Annotated in this window: 13 protein-coding genes; 5 read left to right on the top strand and 8 right to left on the bottom strand. The window is 69.8% G+C overall.

Features of this window, described 5'->3' with window-relative positions:
* The first annotated feature begins 54 nt into the window (after positions 1 to 54).
* A complete protein-coding gene (locus tag JEQ17_RS37460; protein ID WP_200399390.1) occupies positions 55 to 1,275 on the top strand; it encodes a TDT family transporter in 1,221 nt (406 codons plus the stop codon).
* Here JEQ17_RS37460 and JEQ17_RS37455 read toward each other — a convergent pair.
* The 4 genes from JEQ17_RS37455 to JEQ17_RS37440 all read right to left on the bottom strand — a co-directional run bounded on the left by JEQ17_RS37455 (position 1,202) and on the right by JEQ17_RS37440 (position 6,590).
* On the bottom strand, positions 1,202 to 1,921 hold the full coding sequence (locus JEQ17_RS37455; RefSeq protein WP_200399389.1) for a helical backbone metal receptor: 720 nt from the start codon (positions 1,919 to 1,921) through the stop codon (positions 1,202 to 1,204). The two genes, JEQ17_RS37460 and JEQ17_RS37455, sit on opposite strands and share 74 nt — an antisense overlap.
* 39 nt (positions 1,922 to 1,960) lie before the next feature.
* The gene (locus JEQ17_RS37450; protein ID WP_143635589.1) at positions 1,961 to 2,527 is read right to left on the bottom strand and encodes a helix-turn-helix domain-containing protein; all 567 of its coding nucleotides are present in this window, start codon (positions 2,525 to 2,527) and stop codon (positions 1,961 to 1,963) included.
* 366 nt (positions 2,528 to 2,893) lie between these two features.
* Positions 2,894 to 5,509, bottom strand: a complete 2,616-nt coding sequence (locus tag JEQ17_RS37445) for an ABC transporter permease/substrate binding protein (protein WP_200399388.1) — start codon at positions 5,507 to 5,509, stop codon at positions 2,894 to 2,896.
* Entirely contained in the window at positions 5,502 to 6,590 is a 1,089-nt protein-coding gene (locus JEQ17_RS37440; RefSeq protein WP_200399387.1) for a quaternary amine ABC transporter ATP-binding protein, read from the bottom strand. The genes JEQ17_RS37445 and JEQ17_RS37440 overlap by 8 nt, the downstream gene beginning before the upstream one ends.
* A 278-nt stretch (positions 6,591 to 6,868) precedes the next feature.
* Between JEQ17_RS37440 and JEQ17_RS37435 the strand changes: the two genes are divergently transcribed.
* Together JEQ17_RS37435 and JEQ17_RS37430 are read left to right on the top strand one after the other, a co-directional pair.
* The gene (locus tag JEQ17_RS37435) at positions 6,869 to 7,816 is read left to right on the top strand and encodes a 5'-3' exonuclease (RefSeq protein WP_234048508.1); all 948 of its coding nucleotides are present in this window, start codon (positions 6,869 to 6,871) and stop codon (positions 7,814 to 7,816) included.
* 109 nt (positions 7,817 to 7,925) lie between these two features.
* Complete coding sequence (locus JEQ17_RS37430; RefSeq protein ID WP_200399386.1) at positions 7,926 to 8,768, top strand: siderophore-interacting protein; 843 nt, start codon at positions 7,926 to 7,928, stop codon at positions 8,766 to 8,768.
* Between the two features lie 83 nt (positions 8,769 to 8,851).
* Here the strand turns inward: JEQ17_RS37430 and JEQ17_RS37425 are convergent, their stop codons facing one another.
* The 3 genes from JEQ17_RS37425 to JEQ17_RS37415 form a co-directional block, all read right to left on the bottom strand.
* A complete protein-coding gene (locus JEQ17_RS37425; protein ID WP_200399385.1) occupies positions 8,852 to 9,631 on the bottom strand; it encodes an ABC transporter permease in 780 nt (259 codons plus the stop codon).
* On the bottom strand, positions 9,628 to 10,659 hold the full coding sequence (locus JEQ17_RS37420; protein WP_200399384.1) for an ATP-binding cassette domain-containing protein: 1,032 nt from the start codon (positions 10,657 to 10,659) through the stop codon (positions 9,628 to 9,630). The genes JEQ17_RS37425 and JEQ17_RS37420 overlap by 4 nt, the downstream gene beginning before the upstream one ends.
* A 199-nt stretch (positions 10,660 to 10,858) precedes the next feature.
* The gene (locus JEQ17_RS37415) at positions 10,859 to 11,509 is read right to left on the bottom strand and encodes a PadR family transcriptional regulator (RefSeq protein ID WP_200401919.1); all 651 of its coding nucleotides are present in this window, start codon (positions 11,507 to 11,509) and stop codon (positions 10,859 to 10,861) included.
* Between the two features lie 265 nt (positions 11,510 to 11,774).
* On the opposite strand from JEQ17_RS37415, the gene JEQ17_RS37410 reads away from it, so the two are divergent.
* A complete protein-coding gene (locus tag JEQ17_RS37410) occupies positions 11,775 to 13,304 on the top strand; it encodes an amino acid permease (protein ID WP_200399383.1) in 1,530 nt (509 codons plus the stop codon).
* A 4-nt stretch (positions 13,305 to 13,308) separates the two neighbouring features.
* Positions 13,309 to 14,265, top strand: a complete 957-nt coding sequence (locus JEQ17_RS37405) for an RluA family pseudouridine synthase (protein ID WP_200399382.1) — start codon at positions 13,309 to 13,311, stop codon at positions 14,263 to 14,265.
* Here JEQ17_RS37405 and JEQ17_RS37400 read toward each other — a convergent pair.
* Positions 14,259 to 15,728, bottom strand: a complete 1,470-nt coding sequence (locus tag JEQ17_RS37400) for a cytochrome P450 (protein WP_200399381.1) — start codon at positions 15,726 to 15,728, stop codon at positions 14,259 to 14,261. The genes JEQ17_RS37405 and JEQ17_RS37400 overlap by 7 nt on opposite strands.
* Positions 15,729 to 15,841: the final 113 nt, after the last annotated feature.

Here is a 15,841-nt window from a genome sequence, read left to right as displayed (position 1 = left end):
CTCATAGACCGGTACTCCCTGGTGAGCCGTCCCCCACCGAGGCACGGTGAACTCATGGCCACAGCCCACCCGCTCACCGCCACCACGGACAACACCAGCCACGCCAACCCCAGCCGCCCCACAAGGGCAAAGGCAGAGGCAGACGCGGACGCAGCGGTGAAGACAAAGACGTCCCCCTTCCGCCACCTCGGCCCCAACTGGTACGCCCCGGTGATGGGCACGGCCATCGTGGCCACCGCGGGCGCGGGCCTCCCCTTCGACGTCCCGGGTCTGCGCACGTTCTGCACCGCCGTCTGGGCACTCGCCCTGACCCTGCTCGTCGCCCTCCTCGCCGCCCGGGCGGCCCACTGGAGGCACCACAGGGACCAGGCCCGCGCCCACCTCCTGGACCCGTCGATGGCCCCCTTCTACGGCTGCCTCTCCATGGCCCTGCTGGCCGTCGGGGGCGGCGCTCTGGTCGTCGGGCGGGACTGGATCGGCATTCAGGCGGCGGTCGCCCTGGACGCCGTGCTGTTCTCCACGGGCACCCTGATCGGCCTGGCGGCGGCGGTGGCCGTCCCGTACCTGATGGTCGTGCGCCACCGGGTGGACCCGTCCCAGGCCACCCCTGTATGGCTGCTCCCCCTGGTCGCACCGATGGTCTCCGCGGCGCTCGGCCCCCTGCTCGTACCGCATCTCCCGGCCGGTCAGGCCCGCGAGACCATGCTGCTCGCCTGCTTCGCGATGTTCGGCCTCAGCCTGCTGGCCACGCTCGTGATGCTGCCGATGATCTTCGCCCGCCTCGTCACGGGCGACCCGCTGCCGCTCGCACTCACCCCGACCCTGTTCCTGGTCCTGGGCCCGCTGGGCCAGTCCACGACGGCCGTCGACAAGTTCGCCGTCGCAGCTCCGGGCGTGGTGCCGGCCCCGTACGACCAGGGTTTCGGAATCCTGCCGGTGCTCTACGGCGTCCCGGTGATGGGTTTCGCGCTGCTCTGGCTGGCGCTGGCCGCCGCCCTGGTGCTGCGGGCCCGACGCCGGGGCATGGTCTTCGGCATGACCTGGTGGGCGTTCACCTTCCCGGTCGGTACGTGCGTCACAGGCGCCGAGGGACTCGCCCGGCACACCGGGCTCGTCGTCTACGACGGACTCACGGTCGGCCTGTACGCCCTGCTCCTGGCGGCCTGGGCGGTGGCCGCCGTCCACACGGCCCGCGGCCTGGTCAGCGGACGGCTGCTCGCAGCGCCTCGCCCAGCACTCGCGGTGCCCGCACCAACGACGGTCCGTACCACGTGAGATGGCGTCCGCCGACCAGGGCGCAGGGCACTTCCGGGAACGCCTCCGGGCCGTCGTCGTTCGTGAAGCGGTACGGCTCGTCGGGCAGCACGACCAGGTCGAGTCCGGCGGCGCGCAGTTCCTCGACCGGGACACGCGGATAGCGTTCGGCATGGCTCGCGTACGCGTTGTCGACGCCCAGCCGCGCCAGCACGTCCCCGGCGAAGGTGTCCCGCCCGAGCACCATCCAGGGCCGCCGCCAGATGGGCACGGCGGCGCGCAGACGCCTCTCCGGGCGGGGCGGGTCCTGCCAGGCCTCCTCGGCCTCGTCCAGCCACCGCGGCCGGGTCGGCAGTCCGCACGCGCGGACCACCCGCTCCAGCTCCCGGAAGGCCCCCGGCACGTCCCGTACCTCGGTGACGAGCACGTCGAGTCCCGCCTGCCGCAGGGCGGTCAGGTCGGGCTCGCGGTTCTCCTCCTCGTTGGCGATCACCAAGTCGGGCGCGAGGGCGACGATCCGCTCGACGTCCGGGTTCTTGGTGCCCTTGACGCGTACGACGTCGAGGTCGGCCGGATGGCTGCACCAGTCGGTCGCCCCGACCAGGACGCCCGGCGCGGACACGGCGACGGCCTCGGTGAGCGACGGGACGAGTGACACCACTCTCATGGCCGAACCACTCTCATGGCCGAGTACTCCGGATGACGGTCATCGGCGTGGATCGTCCTCCACGGCCTCGATGTGGTCCGCGACCGCGACGATGAGTACGCGCGTGTCCGCGTCGGTCGCCCGCCACCGGTGCCGTACGCCGCCCGTCAGGTGCAGCGTGTCGCCGCGTCCCAGCCGGTACGCGCGGCCCTCCGCCTCGACCTCGACGGCGCCGTCGGCCACGTACATCAACTCGTCGTTGCGGTGCTGGAATTCGCGGCCCGCGTCGTGGTCGCCGGAGAACTCCATGGCGTGCAACTGGTGGTGACCGCGCACCAGGGGGCGCACTCGGGGCTCGTGGGTGAACTCGGAGTCGTCCGCGCGCACCACGTCGACACTGCGCGCCGGGTCTGCGGCGGCGAGGAGTTCGACACACGTGGTGTGCAGGGCGTCCGCGACCCGTTGGAGGGAACGCATGCTGGGGCGCGCCCGCTCGTTCTCGACCTGGCTCAGGAACGGCACCGACAGGCCGCTGCGCTCGGCGACGACGGCGAGGGTGAGCTCCAGTGCCCGGCGCCGCCGCCTGACGGCCGCGCCCACTCGAAGGGTCTCTTTGTTTTCGTCCATCGCTTCGGCTCCCCCCTGTGCGTCGTCGGTGCGCTGCTCGGTGCGTGCGGTGCGGTGGCGGCACGTTCGTTGTACGTACACGCCAATTTCTCGCGAGTTCCTGATGTCTTGTCTGCACCCTACGGGTGTTCGGCAAACCGTTTCATGCGCCCGTCACATCGCTGTAAACATCGCCGCACCGATCGCGTGACCGACCGTCACGGTTCGCGCCGGTGGGAGAGCCGGCGCGGCCGGCGAGGTGTGCGCGCGGGGCCGAAAGGCCGGCTCGGCCCTTGCCCGGGTCGTATGCAGAGGTAACGCCGCGAGGGGTGGGCCTCGCCGAATGGCGCTGCCCACCCCTCGCGGAGCCTCCTACGGGAGACGTGTCTACTGCGGAGTCATCCGTTCCACCATGTCCGGGTGCTCCTTCAGCCAGGCGGCGACGGCTTCCTCCTCCTGGCCCTGGCCGCGGTCCTTGATCTCGCTCTCCAGGCTGCCGAGCTCGTCCTCGCTCATCTTGAAGTTCTTGATCCACTTCGTGAGCTGCGGGTACTGCTCGGGGAACTTCTTGCTGGAGATCGTCCGGATCGTGTTGCCCTCACCGAACGTCTTCTTCGGGTCCGCGAGCTTCGTCAGCTCGTACTCGCTGTAGGCCCAGTGCGGCGACCAGAGCGTGACGGCGACGGGCTCCTTCTTGGCGTACGCGCGCTTCAGCTCGGCCAGCATCGCGGGCGTGGAGCCGTCGACGATCTCGTACTCCTTGTCCAGGCCGTAGCCGGGCAGGACCTTCGTCTTGGCGAGGTTCATCTCGCCGGTGCCCGGTTCGATGCCGATGATCTTCCCGTTGAAGAGATCGCCCTTGCCCTTGAGGTCCGCGAGGGACTTGACGTCCTTCACGTACGAGGGCACCGCGATCTCCAGGGAGGTCGGCTCGTACCAGGTGCCGAGGTCGCGCAGGTTGTCCTTGTGCTTGTCCCAGTAGTTCGCCTGCGCGTACGGCAGCCAGGCGTCGAAGTTGAGGTCGATGTCGCCGGTGGCCAGGCCCGTGTAGACCGGGCCGACGTCCATCTGCTTGAGGTTCAGCTTGTAGCCGCGACGGGCCAGGACGTCCTTCCACAGGTAGGTGACGGCGACGTCCTCGTCCCAGGGGAACCAGGCGACGTCGACCGTACGCTTGGCCTCGGCCGGGGTGCCGGAGGAGGACTTCTCGACCGGGGCCAGCTTGTCGACGACACCGGGGTTGCTCTTCAGCCAGGTGCGTACGGCGTCCTGCTGCTTGCCCTTGCCGGCCTTGTTGATCTCCGCCTCAAGGCTGGTGAGCTGCTTCTCGGTCATCTTGAAGCTCTTGAGCCACTTGGCGACGACCGGGTTGTCCTGGGCGAAGCCCTTGCGGGAGAGCGTGTGCACACCGTCGCCCTTGCCCCAGGCGACCTTGGGGTCCTTGAGCTTCTTCAGCTTGTACTCGCTGTACGCCCAGTGCGGCGACCAGAGCGTGCCGACGAACGGCTCCTTCTTGGCGTACGCGCGCTTCAGCTCGGCCAGCATCGCGGGCGTGGAGCTGTCGACGACCTTGTACTCCTTGTCGAGCCCGTACTCCTTGAGGACCTTGGTCTTGAGGAGGCCCATCATTCCGGCGCTGGACTCGATGCCGGTGATCTTGCCGTCGAACTCGCCCGCCTTGCCCTTGAGGTCCTCCAGGGAGTCGATGCCCTTCATGTAGGCGGGCACGCTCAGTTCCAGGGACGTCGGGCCGTACCAGGAGCCCAGGTCGTCGAGCTGCTTGCCGTACTTCTTCCAGTACTGCTCGTGGGTGGTCGGCAGCCAGGAGTCGGTCTGGAAGTCGATGTCCCCCTGGGCGAGCGAGGTGTAGAGCGGGCCCGCGTCGAACTGCTTGGTCTCGACCTCGAAGCCGCGCTCCTCCAGGATCTCCTTCCAGAGGAAGGTGGAGGCGACGCCCTCGTCCCAGGGGATGTAGCCGATGCTGACCTTCTTGCCCTGGCCGACGTCGTCGCCGCCGGACGCGGTGGCCTCGCTGTCACTGGAGCCGAAGATGCCCATGCCACCCGCGACGAGCGCGAGCACGACGACACCGATGACGGCCACGGAGGGCCGGGGGCGGTAGGACCAGATCTTCAGGCCCTGTGCGGCACGCAGCTTGGCGGCGGTACGGCGGCCGAGCGGCGAGACCTGGGTGCCCAGGGCGCTGGTCATGCGGTCGAGGTAGATGGCGAGGATGACGATGGCTATGCCCGCCTCGGCGCCGAGGCCGACGTTGAGCTGGCCGATCGCCTCGTTCACGTCGCCGCCGAGGCCGCCGGTGCCGACCATGCCGGCGATGGCGGCCATGGACAGGCCCAGCATGATGACCTGGTTGACGCCGGCCATGACGGTCGGCAGCGCCAGCGGCAGCTGGACGCGCAGCAGGATGTTGCCGGGCGTGGTGCCGAACGCGTCGGCGGCCTCGACCAGTTCCTTGTCGACCTGGCGGATGCCCAGTTCCGTCATACGGACGCCGGGTGCCAGGGCGAAGATCAGGGTGGCCACGATGCCCGCGGGTCCGCCGGTGCCGAAGAACAGGATCGCCGGGATGAGGTAGATCATCGCGGGCATCGTCTGCATGAGGTCGAGCACGGGGCGCACGATGCCGCTGACCCGGTCCGAGCGTGCCGCCCAGATGCCGACGGGCACGGAGATGACGAGCGCGATGATCGTCGCCACGAGGACCAGCGACAGGGTCACCATCGCGTTCTCCCACAGTTCGAGGGAGTCGATGAAGGCGAATCCCACGAAGGCGAGGACACCGGCGGACGTGCCGCGCAGCCAGAACGCGACGACCGCGAAGATGCCCGCGAGGAGAAGAGGTTCGGGCGCCTGCAGTACGTCGTTGATGACGTCGTAGGTGCCCTGGAAGACGTCCTTGAGGAAGTCGAAGAGCCACGCCATGTGGTTGAGCAGCCAGTCGACCGTGTCGTTGACCCAGTCGCCGAAGGGGATCCTAGGCACCGGCCTTCACCGCCTCGACGTTCTTGTCGCGCGGGGTGTCGCAGGGCACGGGTTCGCTCTGTTCGTCGCCGAGGAAGCCGACGAGCCGCTGCCGGGGCACGACACCGACCAGCTTGCCCTTCTTGTCGACGACGGCCACGGGGTGCGTCAGCCGTGCGCTGATGGCGCACAGCTCGCCGAACGAGGAGTCGGGCCTGGCGGTCTCGCAGCCGCAGTCGGCCTCGTCGCCGCGCAGCTCCGTGTCCATGACGGAGGCCGCGGTGAGGACCCGGGAGCGGTCGACGTCCTTGGTGAAGGAGGCGACGTAGTCGTTCGCGGGGCGTACGAGGATGTCCTCGGCGGTGCCGATCTGGACGATGCTGCCGTCGCGCATGACGGCGATACGGTCGCCCAGGCGCATGGCCTCGTTGAGGTCGTGGGTGATGAAGACGATGGTCTTCTTGAGCTTCTTCTGGAGCTCGATCAGCTGGTCCTGCATGTCGCGGCGGATCAGCGGGTCGAGCGCGCTGAAGGACTCGTCCATCAGGAGCAGGTCGGCGTCGGTGGCGAGCGCCCGGGCAAGGCCCACGCGCTGCTGCATACCGCCGGACAGCTCGTCGGGCCAGGACGTCTCCCAGCCGGCGAGCCCGGCCAGTACGAGGGCCTTGGTGGCACGCTCCTCGCGCTCGGCGCGCGGCACGCCCTGCACCTCCAGGCCGTACGCGGCGTTCTCCAGGACGCTGCGGTGCGGGAAGAGCGCGAAGTGCTGGAAGACCATGCTGACCTGCTTGGAACGGACCTCGCGCATCTCACGGTCGTTGAGCGCGGTCAGATCCTGCCCGTCGAAGACCACGCGTCCCGCGGTCGGCTCCAGGAGTCCGTTGAGCATGCGCAGCAAGGTGGACTTGCCGGACCCCGACAGGCCCATGACGACGAAGATCTCGCCCGGTTCCACCGTGAACGACGCGTCGATCACAGCGGCCGTGGTGCCGTCCGCGCGCAGTTCCTCACGGTCGGCTCCCCCGCGCAGTCGCTCGACCGCCTCGCCGGGTCGTCTGCCGAACACTTTGTAGAGCTGTTCCGCCTGCAGCCTGGATGACACAAGTACCTCTCGGGTCGAACGAAGACGGCCCGCCTCCCCCGCCGGCGGGCCGTGGAGCGATGCGGGTTCCGCCCGCTCGTCCGGTGCGCATATGTCAGATGTGGTTGAAAATGCGACCGGGTTCGCTCCGGCTCGGCGCCTGCCCCCGACCGGATGGCGCAAACGCGACCGTGTCCCAGTTCACAGGGCGTTTACATCCGGACGGTGCGGGCACCCGCTTTCGTCCACTCTCCGCGCCGACCAGTGACTGCCGGTGACTGTCAGTGCCGTACGGCATGATGCGAGGCGTGACGCAGCAGACGCAGCAGCCCCGGCGAACCATGCTCCTCGACACCGCCTCCCTGTACTTCCGGGCCTATTTCGGGGTCCCGGATTCCGTGCGGGCCCCGGACGGCACACCGGTGAACGCCGTGCGGGGCCTGCTCGAGTTCATCGACCGCCTGGTGAAGGACCACCGCCCGGACGATCTGGTCGCCTGCATGGACGCGGACTGGCGGCCCCAGTGGCGGGTCGACCTGATCCCCTCCTACAAGGCGCATCGCGTCGCCCAGGAGACCGAGACCGGCCCGGACGAGGAGGAGGTGCCCGACACGCTCTCGCCCCAGGTGCCGGTCATCGAGGCGGTGCTGGACGCGCTGGGCATCGCGCGCGTGGGCGTCGAGGGGTACGAGGCGGACGACGTGATCGGGACGTTCACCGGCCGCGCCTCGGGCCCGGTCGACATCGTCACCGGCGACCGCGACCTGTACCAACTGGTCGACGACAAGCGGGAAGTGCGCGTGCTGTACCCACTCAAGGGCGTCGGCATGCTCCAGATCACGGACGAGGCCTGGCTGCGCGAGAAGTACGGCGTCGACGGCGCGGGGTACGCGACTCTGGCACTGCTGCGCGGCGACCCGAGCGACGGCCTGCCGGGGGTGCCGGGCATCGGCGAGAAGACTGCCTCCAAGCTGCTGGCCGAGTTCGGTGACCTGGCCGGGATCATGGCGGCGATCGACGACCCCAAGGCCAAGCTCACACCGTCCCAGCGCAAGCGTCTGGACGAGTCCCGGCCGTACGTCGCCGTCGCGCCCAAGGTCGTCCGGGTGGCCGGAGACGTACCCTTGCCGGACGTGACCACCGCGCTGCCCCACACGCCGCGCGATCCGGCGGCTCTGGAGGAGCTCGCGACACGCTGGGGCCTGGGTGGTTCGCTGGCGCGACTGCTGACGACACTCCGCAGGTGAAGCAGCAATTCGATTCCCACGGAACGGTAATCGGGTTCTCAAGAAGGGGGCGCCAGTGGGCGGTGAGGTGCTAACTTAGGTAAGCCTAAGCGAACTTCGGGAGGCTGTCATGGCAGAGCGTCCGGCACGGAGGGCTCCCAAGCCCCACGCCGCGAGCGTGATCCGCACGGAGCGACTCACGCCGCACATGCAGCGTGTGGTCCTCGGCGGCGACGGCCTGGCCGATTTCACCGCGGGCACGAGCACCGACCACTACGTCAAACTGCTGTTCGGCGCCGAGGGCGTGACCTATCCGGAGCCCTTCGACATGGCCCGGATCCGCGAGGAGTTCCCGCGCGACCAGTGGCCCGTGACGCGTACGTACACGGTGCGCGCCTGGGACCCGGAACTGCGCGAGCTGACACTCGACTTCGTGATCCACGGCGACGAGGGTCTCGCCGGGCCGTGGGCGACACGCGTCCAGGCCGGCGAGATCGTCCGGTTCCTCGGCCCCGGCGGGGCGTACGCCCCAGACGCCGGGGCGGACTGGCATCTGCTGGCCGGTGACGAGAGCGCGCTGCCCGCGATCGCCGCCTCGCTGGAAGCGATGCCCGACGGTGCGCGGGTGCACGCCTTCGTGGAGGTCGCCGGGCCCGAGGAGGAGCAGAAGATCGACTCCGATGTGGAGGTCGTCTGGCTGCACCGCGGCGACCGGCCGATCGGTGAGGCGCTGGTCGAGGCCGTGCGGGGCCTTTCGTTCCCCGAGGGTCGGGTGCACGCGTTCGTGCACGGTGAGGCCGCGTTCGTGAAGGAGCTCCGGCGGCTGCTGCGGGTCGAGCACGAGGTTGCCCGGGAGGATCTGTCGATCTCCGGGTACTGGCGGCTGGGGCACAACGAGGATGGGTGGCAGGCCGCGAAGCGGGATTGGAATGCGCAGGTTGAGGCGGAGCAGGAGGCTCCGCCGGCTGCCTAGGTTCCGTCCCGGGTCCGTTGTCGTCTGCGGGTTCGTTGTGGCTGGTCGCGCAGTTCCCCGCGCCCCTGACGGGGCGCGCCCCTCTAGACCGAGCGTTGGTATGACCTGAACGTGCGGATCGAGAGCCACACCGCTGTGATCGCCAGGGCCAGGAGTGCGCCGCCCCTTGTCAGTACGTCGTTCCAGTCCGGGTTTTCCGACATTGCTGAACGGGCTGCCACCATCGCCCAGTTGAGTGGGTTGTAGTCGGCGATGGTGCGCATCCAGTCGGGCATCCGGGACGGGGCCATGAAGGCCGAGGAGAGGAAGGTCAGCGGCAGCAGCAGGAAGGTGTTGATGCCGATGATCGACTCCCGCTGGCGCACCAGCATGCCGAGCGCGTTCGAGAACGCGCCGAAGACCGTGCCGAGCAGTGAGGCCGCGACGACCAGCACCAGCAGGCCCGCGGCCCCGCCGGGATAGTCCGCGCCGCCGAGCCTGCCGAGCAGGATGATCAGCGCGGACTGCACGGCCGTGGTGAGCGCCTGCTGCACGACGTTGGCGTTCATCAGGGCGCCGCGGCTGACCGGAGTGGTGAGGAACCGGTTCAGCGTGCCGCGCTCGATCTCCTCCAACGTGCCCATGCCCGCCCACATGTTGGAGCTGAGCGCGCTCATCACGACGATGCCCGGTACGAGGTAGTCGAGATAGCTGCTCGTGCCGAAGCCGCCGAGCTCGACGACCTCCTTGAAGAGGTTGCCGAACAGGAACAGCCAGATCGCGGGCTGGATCAGCATCATCACGACGTACGCGGGCTGGCGCAGTACCGCCGTCAGTTGGCGCTGTGTCATGTACCAGGTCTGGGTGAGGGCGTCGGTGCTCATCGGGTGCCTCCCGTGAGGGCGAGGTCGTCGGTGCCGTCGGCCGTGACCGCTGCCGCGGCCTCGGCTTCGGAGTAACGGCGGCCCGCGTAGCGCAGATAGACGTCGTCGAGCGACGGGCGGGCGACGGTGGCGGCGCTGACGGTGACCCCGGCGCGTTCCAGGGCGGCGAGCAGGGCGGGCACGGCCGCGGCCCCGTCCTCGGCGCGGACGCTGATGCGGCGGCCGTCGAGGAGTGCCTCGTACACGCCGGGCAGGGCGGTGAGGGCGCCCGTCAGGAGCGTACGGCCGGCCTCGCCGACCGGGTGGCGCAGTTCCACATGGACGGCGTCACCGCGAAGTTCGCCCTTGAGGGCGTCCGGGGTGCCCTCGACGACAACACGGCCGCGGTCGACGATCGCGATGTGCCCGGCCAGGCGGTCGGCCTCTTCGAGGTAGTGCGTGGTGAGCAGGATGGTCAGGCCCTCGTCGCCGGCCAGGCGGGCGATCTCGTCCCACATCGCGGTGCGCGCCTCGGGGTCGAGGCCGGTCGTCGGCTCGTCGAGGAAGAGGACCTCGGGCCGGTGGACGAGGCCGAGAGCGACGTCGAGGCGGCGCTGCATGCCTCCGGAGTAGCCCTTGACCTGGCGGCCGGCCGCGTCCGTGAGACGGAAGCGGGCCAGCAGCTCGTCCACCCGGTTGCGGAGGTCCGCGCCCTTCAATCCGTAGAGCCTGCCCTGGAGTTGGAGGTTCTCGCGGCCGGTGGCCACCGGGTCCGCACCGGACTTCTGGGCGACCACACCGATCGCGCGGCGCACCCGGTCCGGATGGCGCAGGACGTCGTGGCCCGCGACCGTGGCGGTGCCCGAGTCGGGGCGGGCGAGGGTGGTGAGGATCTTGACGGTGGTGGACTTGCCGGCGCCGTTCGGGCCGAGGAGTCCGAAGACGGTACCCGCCCCGACGGTGAGGTCCATGCCGCTGAGGGCGGTGACATCGCCGGGGTAGGTCTTGATCAGCTGACGCGCCTGCACTGCGGGCGCACGGGTGCTCATGACGACTGCTCTCCTGGGTGAGCGGATGATGGCTGATCCGCGTGAAGAGCGCCGGGCTATCCTGGGTGTGCCGCACCTCGATCGCCTGGCCTGCCTCACCGCGGAGTCGGCTCGGGGTTCGAGACCCTGGCGGAGCTGGTGCAACAGCTCTGCCGGGGTCTGTTCTTCTTGTTCCTGCTTCACTCCTTGTCGAAGTGATTCACTCCTTGTCGAGGTGGCGGGCCTCCAACTCCTCGAACTCGGGCGGCACTTCCCCTGTCTCGTGGAAGCTCCGCCACTCCTTGACCCCGTCGAGCGCGCCGGACTCCAGCTCCCGCAGAAATCCGCGGACCCACTCGGCCTGCGCCTCGACCATGTGCAGTTGGTACTCGCTCTCGACGAGGAAGATCCGCGGCAGCGTCTCGTACAGCTTCGTCAGGCCGCCGCGGGCGCTGGCCGCCTGGACGTCCAGCACCTTGAGCCGCTCGGTCAGCAGCCGCGCCACCTCGTCGGGGTGGATCACCGCCATCAGCGAGAGGGCGGCCTCGAAGATCGGGAACTCCCTGGCCGGGACGGAGAGCAGGTCCGACAGCCACTCCGTCGCCTCCTCGCGCCCGGCGTCCGTGATGCCGTAGAGCGTGCGCTCGGGGCGGTTGCCCTGCCGCTGCACCTCGGCGACCTCGACGAATCCGTGCTTCTCCAGGTTCTGCACGACCGTGTAGAGCGAGCCGTAGTTGATCTTCAGGCTCGCGTCCTTGCCGCGGCTGCGCAGGGTCTGGGCGATCTCGTACGGATGCATCGGCCGCTCGGTGAGCAGCACCATGACGGCCAGCGCCAGCGGGTTGCCGAGCTTGCGGCGCTTGATCGCCACCGGGATCACCACTCATATCCTCGCACACGAATATCCGTGGCCGAACATATCGCGTCTCGACGGCGAACGTCAATACACACGATGTATCGCGATTCAGGATCCGGCGCAAGGGCGTGAGGACTTAGGCCCGGCCTCGACATGGCCGCGTCACGCGGGCGAAACAGGCTCTCCCTAATTTCTGTCACCCGACAGGAATTCCGCCGCGGAGTTCCCCAAGTCGCCGCCAGGATCCCGCTCCCCTGCGCCGAAGGCAGGTGCCGCCGCCGTGACCACCACCGCCCCCTCCGACGTACGCCCCGATCCGCCGGAGTCGTCCGGCGACCGCTCCCTCGCGGAGTTCGGCTACCGCCAGGAGCTGCATCGCAGCCTGGGCAGGTACGCCTCGTTCGCCGCCGGTTTCTCCTTCATCTCCGTCCTGACGACCGTCTTCCAGTTCTTCGCCTTCGGGTACGCGTTCGGCGGCCCCGTCTTCTTCTGGGCCTGGCCGGCCGTGCTGATCGGCCAGTTGCTGGTCGCCGCGTGCTTCGCCGAGCTGACCGCGCGCTATCCGATCTCCGGCGCCATCTACCAGTGGTCGTCCCGGCTCTCCAGCCTCACCTTCGGCTGGTTCGCCGGCTGGATCATGGTGATCGGACAGATCGTGGTGGTCGCCGCCGCGGCGCTCGCGCTGCAGGTGGTCATGCCAGCGATCTGGTCCGGCTTCCAGCTGATCGGCGACGACCCGGCGCCCACGTCGGCGAGCGGCGCGGCCAACGCGGCGGTCCTCGGCGTGCTCCTGCTGGTCCTGACGACGTTCGTGAACGTCATCGACAACCGTGTGATGTCCCTGATCAACCGCATCGGGGTGACCGCCGAGATCATCGGCGCCGCCCTGATCATCGTGCTCCTGTTCACCCACTCCGAGCGCACTCCGGGCATCACCTTCCACACCGGCACGGCCGCCGAGTCGGGCCTGGTCGGTGCGCTCCTGGTGGGCTCGTTCACGGCGGCGTACGTGATGATCGGCTTCGACAGCGCGGGCGAGATGAGCGAGGAGACGCATCACCCCCGGCGCACCGCGCCCCGCACGATCCTCACCGCGCTCGGTGCCGCGGGCCTGCTCGGCGGCCTGATCATCCTCGGCGGTCTGCTCGCCGCGCCCAGCCTCACCGACGGCCGGCTCGGCGTCGAGGGCCTGAGTTACGTCCTCACCAGCAGCCTGGGTGACGGCGTGGGCCGGGCCCTGCTCGTGGACGTGGTCGTCGCCATCGCGGTCGCGACCCTCGCCATCCAGACGTCGGCCTGCCGGATGCTGTTCTCCATGGCCCGCGACGGCCAGCTGCCCTTCTCCGGACGCCTCGCGAAGGTCAATCCGCGCACCGGCATGCCGAGCGCCCCCGCCCTGGTCGTCGGTGTCCTCGCCGCGGCCCTGCTGCTCCTCAACTTCGCCTCGCCCGAAGCCTTCCTGGCCATCGGCACCACCTGCATCGTGATGCTGTACCTCGCGTACGCGATGGTCACCGGCCCCCTGCTGTGGCAGCGCCTGCGCGGCAACTTCACGGTCGAGGGCACCGACGAGACGGGGCGCCCGCTCTTCTCCCTCGGCCGCTGGGGCGTCCCCGTCAACGCGCTGGCCCTCCTCTACGGCCTGTTCATGACGGTCAACCTGGCCTGGCCCCGCGCGGAGGTGTACGACCCAGCGGGCGGACACTGGTACTTCCAGTGGTTCACCGTGCTGTTCCTCGGGGTCACCCTCGTCCTGGGCGGTGCATACCGTGCCTACAAGGCCCGGTCGGCGGACGCTGCGTACGCTTGACCAGGTGAGACGTAGATCGCCGGTTCCGCCCTCTCCCCTGCCGCAGCGCGACGGGGTGGATCCGGTGCGGGTGCGGCTGCCGTTCGACGGGGCCTGGGAGACCGTGCGGGAGCATCTGGTGGAGCGGCTCGCGGCGGGGGCCGGGGTGATCGACGGGATGCTCGACGCGGGGCTGATCGTCGGGGCCGACGGGCGGCCGGTCGCGCCCGACGCGGCGTACGTGCCGGGGATGTTCGTGTGGTTCCACCGGGAGCTGCCCGACGAGGTGCCGGTGCCGTTCCCGCTGGAGGTCGTGTACCGGGACGAGCACATCGTGGTGGCCGACAAGCCGCACTTCCTCGCCACCACCCCGCGCGGCAGCCATGTCACCGAGACGGCACTCGCGCGGCTGCGGCGGGAGCTGGGGATTCCGGCGCTCGGGGCCGCGCACCGGCTCGACCGGCTGACCGCCGGGCTCGTGCTGTTCACGGTGCGGCCCGAGGAACGCGGCGCCTACCAGTCGCTGTTCCGCGACCGGGCCGTACGCAAGGAGTACGAGGCGGTGGCCCCGTACCGGGAGGCGCTGGAGCTGCCGCGCACGGTCCGCAGCCGGATCGAGAAGGAGCGGGGTGTGCCGGCCGCCCGGGAGGTGCCGGGCGAGCCGAACGCGGTGAGCCGCGTCGAGTCGGCCGAGCACCGGGGCCGGCTGGCGAGATACCGGCTGCTGCCCAGCACCGGGCAGACGCACCAACTGCGGGTGCACATGAACGCGTTGGGCGTGCCGATCCTCGGCGACCCGCTGTACCCGGTGGTGACCGGCCCCGTGCCGGCCGGTGATTTCCGGCGCCCGCTCCAACTGCTGGCGCGGGTGCTGGAGTTCACCGATCCGGTCACGGGGCACCGGCATGCGTACCGCAGCGGACGGACGCTCCTGGCATGGTCCGCGTACGACGAGTGGGCCGGTGACGGTCGGTCTCAGTAACCGCGCCACCAGCGCAGGAAACGCTGCCAGGCACTGGGCCCGCGCACCGGTTCGGGGGTCCCGGCCTCCGACTCGGGTGCCTCGGGCCGGGGTTCGAGCGTGGGCCTCGGTACCGCCACGGCCTTGTCCGAGTCCGGACGCGGACGGGTCACGGTGTTCACGCCCGGCCGCCGCATGATGTCCTGCGGCGATGCCGGGTCGAACACCACCGGGAGTTCCACCAGGTGCCGCGAGGAGATCGACGCGGTCCACCTCAACTCGTCCTCTTCGACAGCGAGTTGGACGTCCGGGAGTCGCTTGAGGAGTGCGTCGACGCCGGTGTCGGCGATGGCACGGCCGATGTCCTGGCCGGGGCACTCGTGGGGGCCGCCGCCGAAGGCGAGGTGCGAGCGGTTGCCCCGCATGTTCGCCTTCAGGTCCGGGCGGACCTGCGGGTCGATGTTGCCCGGCGCGATCCCGAGGAACAGCCCGTCGCCCTTGCGGATGCGCTGGCCGCCCAACTCCGTGTCCTGCTTGGCGAAGTAGCCGAGCACCGCGCTGAACGGCGGCTCGTCCCACAGGGACTGCTCCACCGCCTGGGGCACCGTCATCTGACCGCCGTTGAGCTGGGCGCGGAAGCCCGGGTCGGTGAGGACCACCCGCAGCACGTTGGCGAGGAGGTTCGCCGTGGCCTCGTACGCGGCGAGCAGGACGAGACGCAGGTGCTGGCCGACCTCGTCGTCGGTGAGTCCGGCGGGGTGGTTGATGAGGTAGCTGGTGAAGTCGTCGGCGGGCTCGGCACGCCGGCGGAGGGTGAGCCGCATCAGGATGCTCATGACGTACTCGTTGCTGGCGATCGCGGTGTCGGTGCCCTTGAGCAGATCGCGGGTGGTCTGCACCAGACGGTCGTCGTACTCCTCGGGCATGCCGAGGATCTCGCACAGGGCGGCCATCGGCAGATGCTCGGCGAACTGGGAGACCAGGTCGGCGGTGCCCCGCTCGCAGAACTTGTTGACCAGCTGCTCGGTCCAGTGGTTGATGTAACGACGCAGGTCGCGGGGGTTGATGGTCGACATGGCACCCATGACCGCCCCGCGCAGCCGCAGGTGCTCGTCACCCTCGGCGTGGGAGCAGATGGGCTGCCAGGCGATGAGCGGCATGAGCGGATGGTCGGCCCCCGCGGTGCCGTCCAGGAGGGCGGTCCAGACACGGCTGTCGCGCGTGTAGATCGCCGGGTTGCTGACCATGTGGAGGTTCTCGCCGTGCCCGAGCACCATCCAGAAGCGCACGTCGTTGTGGAGCAGCACGGGTGCGACGGCGCCGTGCTCGGCGCGGAGTTTCTCGTACAGGCCCGCCAGGTCCTGCGCCTCGGGTCCGTACAGGCGGCGCAGTCCGCCGGGACCCGTTCCGTGGGCGGGGCAGCCGGGCGGCGGGCCGGACATGGGGTCGTCCGTGTCGGTCAGGGAGTGGGATTCAGGCGTCACGGTGGTGGCTCCGAAGCTGAAGTCGTTCTGGTTTCTGGGAAGTTGGGCCGGTATGAATCGGCAGGGGGTGCCGCGCCCCTTCAGGGGCGCGGGGAACTGCGCGCCCAGCCCCC

Source organism: Streptomyces liliifuscus, from assembly GCF_016598615.1.
GTDB lineage: Bacteria > Actinomycetota > Actinomycetes > Streptomycetales > Streptomycetaceae > Streptomyces > Streptomyces liliifuscus.
This window is presented reverse-complemented; position numbering and strand designations above follow the sequence as displayed.